Origin of the sequence: Protofrankia sp. Cj3, assembly GCF_917627355.1 — a bacterium.
GTDB lineage: Bacteria > Actinomycetota > Actinomycetes > Frankiales > Frankiaceae > Protofrankia.
The window spans coordinates 8626-14579 of the sequence record NZ_CAKJTR010000028.1; the positions used below are offsets into that span (position 1 = coordinate 8626).

Here is a 5954-nt window from a genome sequence, read left to right on the forward strand (position 1 = left end):
CGTGCCCTGGCCCCGTGACGCCGCTCCCCTATTGCCGGGCGCTCTTAACCTCGGACGCTTGGGAGCACGGCTCAGCCCGTCACTGGAAAACCCGGCGTGACGCGGGCGGGCCTGCGCTTACCGGGGCATTGCCTACCGAGGCATGGAGCGGTGCGCGCCGCGACCACCAGCCCCACGGCACATCCGAGCGGGACCGTGGTCACCTGCGCAAGCCCCATCCCGCTCGGTGCATGTCGATCTCGAAGTCTGCCGGCCGCGGACGGCGCTGGGTGCCCGGCAAGCGGCGGTTCACGTCGTCGAGCGGTCGCCAGCGGGTGCCGGCGGCGGGACGCGGGGAGGGGCGGAGCCGGGTGCGAGCAGCTCGGTGCGCAGCTCGTGGGCGCCGTCGATACGGCTGGCCTCGTAGTAGACCCGGTAGGCACCATCCGGTAGCTCCACGACGCTCACGTAGCGCAGTGCCCCGTCTCCGTCCGGTGAGACGGCGTGGGGGGCCGCGCCGACAGCGTCGAACCGCGTGGGGGCCCCGTCCCGGGAGACGACGGCGGTGGCAAGCCCGGTGCGCTCGTACCAGTTCTCCGCGGCGCTCGCGCGTCCGTCGTAGAAGGCGACCGTGGCCGGCCCGATGGTGAGCACGTCGGTGATGCGGACGCCGCGGGCGTCCCAGTGTCCTGGACGTGGCGCGAGCGCGACGCCGCGCCACGTCCAGGTGACGCCGTCGTCGCTGGTGGCATGACGGCTGTCCATCCGGTCCGTGGCCGCCGGGTCGTCGAGCGGGTGGCAGGACGCCCACAGGTGCCAGCGCCCGGCCTGCCAGCGCACAACGGGGTCCTTGACGGCCATCGAGGCGTCGCCCGGCAGCGCGGTGCGCCGCGCGCTGGGCTCGAACCTGTCGGGAAAGTCCGCCTCGAGCAGGTCGACCCACCAGTGCGGGCTGCCCGGCGTCGCGCAGCTCACGTAGAGGCGCCAGCGTCGGTCGGGGGTGCGGACCAGCGCGGGCCGTTCCAGGGACTCGGCACCGAACGGCTTACGGCCGATCCGCGCGATCTCGGTGAACCGTTCCCCGTCGACGGAACTGGCGATCACTACGGCGTAGCCGCGGCCGTCGCCGACCGGACGGCGCAGGCGGTAGGCGAGGTAGTAGGTGCCGTCGACCAGCAGCGCGCTCGGCGCACCGGCCCAGTTGCCCGGGCCGTCGGCCTCCGGGACCGCCACCGTCACCGCGGCTTCGAGGCGGGGGAGCGGGATGGCCGGGGTGGGGCTGAGGGAGGACGCTGTGATCGACACCTGGAAAACTTTAGCGCCCCGGTGAACAACCTCGCCCCAGGTGGGGCCATTTGCCATATGTCCGGTGGTAAAGGTGCTGTTCTCGTATCCTGCGAGAACGGGCGGATCCGCCCGGCTGCACCGTCGTCGCGCTGCACCATCGTCGTGTCTGGAGTGTTTCGCCCGTGGCCTTGCCCAACTTTCTCGTGATCGGAGTGCCGAAGGCCGGGACGACGGCTCTGCACGCCGCCCTCAGCCGCCATCCCGCGCTGTTCCTGCCGTCGGTGAAGGAACCCAAGTTCTTCCTCTCCGAGGGCCCGCCGCCGGCTCGTGGCGGGCCCGGCGACGCACAGACCTATCAGGAGCACGTCTGGCGGCGGACCGACTACGAGGCGCTGTTCGACCCGGCGCCGCCCGGCGTGCTGTGCGGTGAGTCGACCCCGTTCTACCTGTACGACCTCGACGCGCAGAACCGGATCAAACGTCTGCTGCCGAAGGCGAAGCTGATCGTCCTGCTGCGTAACCCGGTCGATCGCGCACATTCGAACTGGACCCATCTGTGGGCCGCGGGCCTTGAGCCCGAACGCGACTTCGTGACGGCCTGCGCCCTGGAGGCTCAGCGCCGGGAGGCCGGCTGGGCGCAGTTCTGGCACTATGTCTCCCTTGGGCGGTACGGCGCCCAGCTGGCGCACCTGTTCGGCCTTTTCTCCCGGGAACAGGTCCTGGTGCTGCGTTACCGTGAGCTGCGCGATGCCCCGACCGCGACACTCGACACGGTGTGCGACTTCCTCGGCGTGACCACGGGGGCTCTTGGCGCGGTACCGTCCGAGAACGTCACGCCGTTCGTCGCTGACACGACGGTCAACGCTGCCCTGCGCGCGATCCTGCGGACGGGCGGCCAGATCGGCCACCACTTCCCGGCCCCGGTACGCCGGGCGGCCCATATCCCGTTCCTGGCCGCTCTGCAGCGGAAGAAGGGCGGCCGGCCGCCGCTCACCCCCGAACAGCGGGCGGCGGTGCTGCCGTACTTCATCGCGGACATCGCGCTCCTGGAGCAGGTCACAGGCCTTTCGTACGCGGACTGGCTCATCACGGGCCTGGAGCCCGACATCGTCGATGACGGCGCCTGACCACCTTGTCCCCAGGCCCACGGCGCGGATCTGGTCAAGAGCGCCCGGCAACAGGGCAGGGGACGCGGCGTCGCGGGGCTGGGGCTGGGGCTGGGGCACGCACCTCGCGTTATCGCTCTCCCCATCTATCGCCAGCCATCGCCGCGCGATGCGCGGGTACCCCGGCTCGTCGGTCGCCACGCACCACCGCTGATGACTCTCCGTGTCCATCGTGATGCATACACCCCAGTTTCATTCCTTGGTCCACACCCCTATTGCCGGTCGTTCTTATTGGGTTCATGGTGAGTGCGTACGCTGGGTCTGGAGCGTGCTGAGGATGGTGGTGGCAGTCCGCGGGCTCAGCACGTCCGGTTTATCGGCAGACCGCATGCACAAGGATTTTACGGCCGCATCTCGTGGACGCTGGGGACAAAATTCAGATCGCATTATGAAACAATTTTCGCTGCTTGCGCACTTTCGTCTTGATGGTCGGCCGCCGTCTGTGTCGCCCACCACTTGGCCAGCGTCTCGAACCTTTTCCAGGTGATGGAACCCGGCGGGGCGGTGTAGGTGACGATTATCTGCTCGGGCGCGGAAAGAACCTGCAGGACCTGCCAGTCCACGATCAGTTCTCCGACGATCGGATGATTCATCCGTTTGTGGCCAGACGTCGTGGTCCGCACGTCGTGTTGGTTCCACCAGCGCCGAAAATCCGCGTCGAGCCTGGTCAGTTCCTCCACTAGGGCGTCGAGCCGAGGATCGTCCGGATAGAGTGTGACATCCATGCGGAGACGCGCGACAAAGCCGCTCGCCATATCCTCCCAGTTTGTGTAGAGCTGTCGCATGCGCGGTTCCAGGAACATCATGCGTGCCAGATTGCGGTGTTCGGGCTTGATTGTGGAGAAGTCAGTGAACAAAGCTGTTCCGAGGGCGTTCCAGGCGAGCACGTCCGTACGCCGGCCAAGAATGAACGCGGGAATATGATTTATGCTGTCCAGCAGGAGCTGCGTCTCAGGAGAAACCGCTTTCTCGCGTGACGCGGGCTTGTGGGCCGACGGCGTTCTCGCAATCGAGTACAGATATTCCCGTTCCGTCGGGCTCAACATCAACGCACGGGCGATGTTGGACAGTACGCTGTCGGACGCATGGATCATACGCCCCTGTTCCAGGCGTGTGTAGTAGTCGACGCTCACTCCGGCGAGCTGAGCGACCTCCTCCCGGCGTAGCCCGGGTACTCGTCGAAAGCGCATGGCGCTGGCCAGGCCCACGTCCTTCGGCGAGATCGCCGCACGCTTGGCCTTCAGGAACTGGCTGAGTGTCAAATGCCCCCGTGCTTGCACCGTCATAAGCGCGATTATGCGACACGGTCTGAGGTTCCTGGTGCTCGGAGTCCTAGGAAGTCGCGGCCCGGGAATAACTCACCCTGGAGGGCCCCCGGAGTTCGAGTCATAGTGAAGATCTATTTACTGTGCGTCGAGGAAGCAGGGAGGATCGTCCATGAGGTCGATCACGCAGGCCGAGGCCGCGGCCCGTGTCGAGGCGGGAATCGCCAAGTCGCGTGAGCTCGGTGCGGGTATGAACATCGCGATCGTGGACGCTGGTGGTCACCTCGTTCAGTTCGTGCGCATGGACGATGCGTGGCTTGACCCGATCAACATCGCACTGAAGAAAGCCAGGACAGCGGCTTACTTTCGAACGGCCCCCGACGCTGTCGGCGAGAGCTGCCAGCCGGATGGCACTGTCCACGGCATCGAGCGCGGCACGGCCGACTTGATCACTTTTGGCGGCGGGCTACCGATCCTTGATGGGGCCGGTATGGTCATCGGCGCCGTTGGTGTCTCCGGTGGCAACCTGGAGCAGGACTATGCTGTCGCCGAGGTGGTCATGAAAGGCTCGTCGCTCATTAGTTGATCAGTTTTCCCAGCTTGTTGTTCAGCTTGCTTGTTCCTCCCTGCTTGTGTGGTGGTGTCTGTTCGGGTATTCCGCCCGCTGAAACCAGGCCCAACGGTTGCGATGCGGATGAATGCCGTGCCGGGGCGGGTTGGGTGGCCAGTTGGGATGGGCCCGCCGGGGTGCAGCGGCTGCACACAGTGACTGGTACGGGCGGATGCGGTCGCGCCGTCCGCTGGACAGGCCGGTGAGCGGCCGGGGCCAATCCGCCCGGCAATGCCCGTGGTGCTATTCGGGGGTGCTGTTCGGGGTGCTGTGATAACTCGACCAGCGTGATGACCGGACCAGGAGCGCCCGACAGGGCGTCAGCGAGTGCGAACAGTACGTCATCTCACCTGCCTGGAGCGCCCAGTAACAGGGAAGTGGATCAAGAAGCGGGGTTGGGGTGCGTGCATCGCGAGGCGACGGAACCCGCTGGGCCGGACCAGGTGCTTGATGGGAGCACGACTGTCCGGCAGCTATGACTTCATGATTATTAACATCGATCATAGGTGTTGTTGGTGCGCCATGATTGCGCTGAGGCTGCCGCGAGCTCCAGTGGGCCGGATGGCTGTGACGTCGACGCGCTTCATGATTTGATCATGACTGGGCTCAACGGCACGATCCTGTCGTGGCTGCCGGTGGCGCTCAGGGACGCGGCGAATCCGTTACTGGCTGTGACATGGCCAGCCGGTATCTGGCCCGCCGACCAGCACGGCGGCCTTCTCCGTCGACACCCGGCACCTGCCGAGGACCCCGCCGGGTGCCGTACCGAGATCGACTGGCATCCGGGTTCACCAGGCTGGACGCTGCTTTGCTGAGCTGCGGCGACGCTGTTTCGACCGCCGGGTCCTCCGCCCGGTCGATGCGTTGGCCTGCCCACCCGAATATCATGATCATATTTTGGAGTGAGAAGGTCAAGCCCCTCGCGAGGACCAGAACCGCTGCCTGGATCAGGGCTGCCAGCAAACGCCAGCACGCCAGGAGCTCGGGTCCGGGACGCTGGCGGCCGTGACGGCCGTGGCTGGTGATGTGACCAGAGTGGCTATCGTGGACTATTTCTTCACAGTACGTTGCTGGTCAACCGTGAGAGGGGGAGCGTGACGATGGAGGAGCCGCCGGGTTGGGCCGCGGATGTCGATGTCAGCCGACCGAGCATAGCCAGGGCCTACGACTACGCTCTCGGTGGATCGCACAACTTCGCGGTCGACCGGGAGGCGCTCCGCCGGGCGCGGGAGGTGTTTCCGGATATTGACCTGGTCGCCAGGTCCAACCGGCTCTTCCTGCACCGGGCGGTACGTTTCCTTGCCGGGGAGGCGGGCATCACGCAGTTTTTGGATCTTGGGTCGGGTGTGCCGACGGTTGGCAACGTCCATGAGATCGTCCAACGGGTGAACCGGGACTGCAGAGTGGTCTATGTTGACATCGACCCGATCGCGGTCATCCACTCGAGCATGCTGCTTGCCGATGATCCGCGGGCCACCGTCGTGCAGGCCGACGTGCGCCGGCCGGAGTCGATTCTGACCTCCCGCGCTGTCACCGAATTTTTTGATCTTTCTCAGCCGGTTGCCGTCCTGATGGTGGCCATCCTGCATTACATCGGGGACAGCGACGACCCCGCCGGTATTGTCGATGCCTTCCGGCGGGCTACCG

Annotated in this window: 5 protein-coding genes; 3 read left to right on the top strand and 2 right to left on the bottom strand. The window is 66.2% G+C overall.

Annotation, left to right across the window (positions count from 1 at the left end; all coding sequences use genetic code 11):
- Positions 1–288 precede the first annotated feature (288 nt).
- Positions 289–1278, bottom strand: a complete 990-nt coding sequence (locus tag MJ783_RS06030) for a hypothetical protein (protein ID WP_370651456.1) — start codon at positions 1276–1278, stop codon at positions 289–291.
- Positions 1279–1448: 170 nt separating this feature from the next.
- Between MJ783_RS06030 and MJ783_RS06035 the strand changes: the two genes are divergently transcribed.
- Entirely contained in the window at positions 1449–2393 is a 945-nt protein-coding gene (locus tag MJ783_RS06035; RefSeq protein WP_239308979.1) for a sulfotransferase, read from the top strand.
- Positions 2394–2818: 425 nt separating this feature from the next.
- On the opposite strand, the gene MJ783_RS06040 is transcribed toward MJ783_RS06035, so the two are convergent.
- Entirely contained in the window at positions 2819–3718 is a 900-nt protein-coding gene (locus MJ783_RS06040; RefSeq protein WP_239308981.1) for a helix-turn-helix transcriptional regulator, read from the bottom strand.
- A 151-nt stretch (positions 3719–3869) separates the two neighbouring features.
- Between MJ783_RS06040 and MJ783_RS06045 the strand changes: the two genes are divergently transcribed.
- The gene (locus MJ783_RS06045) at positions 3870–4283 is read left to right on the top strand and encodes a heme-binding protein (protein WP_239308983.1); all 414 of its coding nucleotides are present in this window, start codon (positions 3870–3872) and stop codon (positions 4281–4283) included.
- Positions 4284–5407: 1124 nt separating this feature from the next.
- Positions 5408–5954, top strand: a 547-nt coding sequence (locus tag MJ783_RS06050) for an SAM-dependent methyltransferase (protein WP_239308985.1), incomplete at its 3' end; no start/stop codon positions are given.

What these genes read in the sequence shown, in the direction of transcription:
- MJ783_RS06045 (WP_239308983.1), top strand. Translation starts at nt 3,870, where the DNA reads ATGAGGTCGATCACGCAGGCCGAGGCCGCGGCCCGTGTCGAGGCGGGA.
- MJ783_RS06040 (WP_239308981.1), bottom strand. Translation starts at nt 3,718, where the DNA reads ATGACGGTGCAAGCACGGGGGCATTTGACACTCAGCCAGTTCCTGAAG.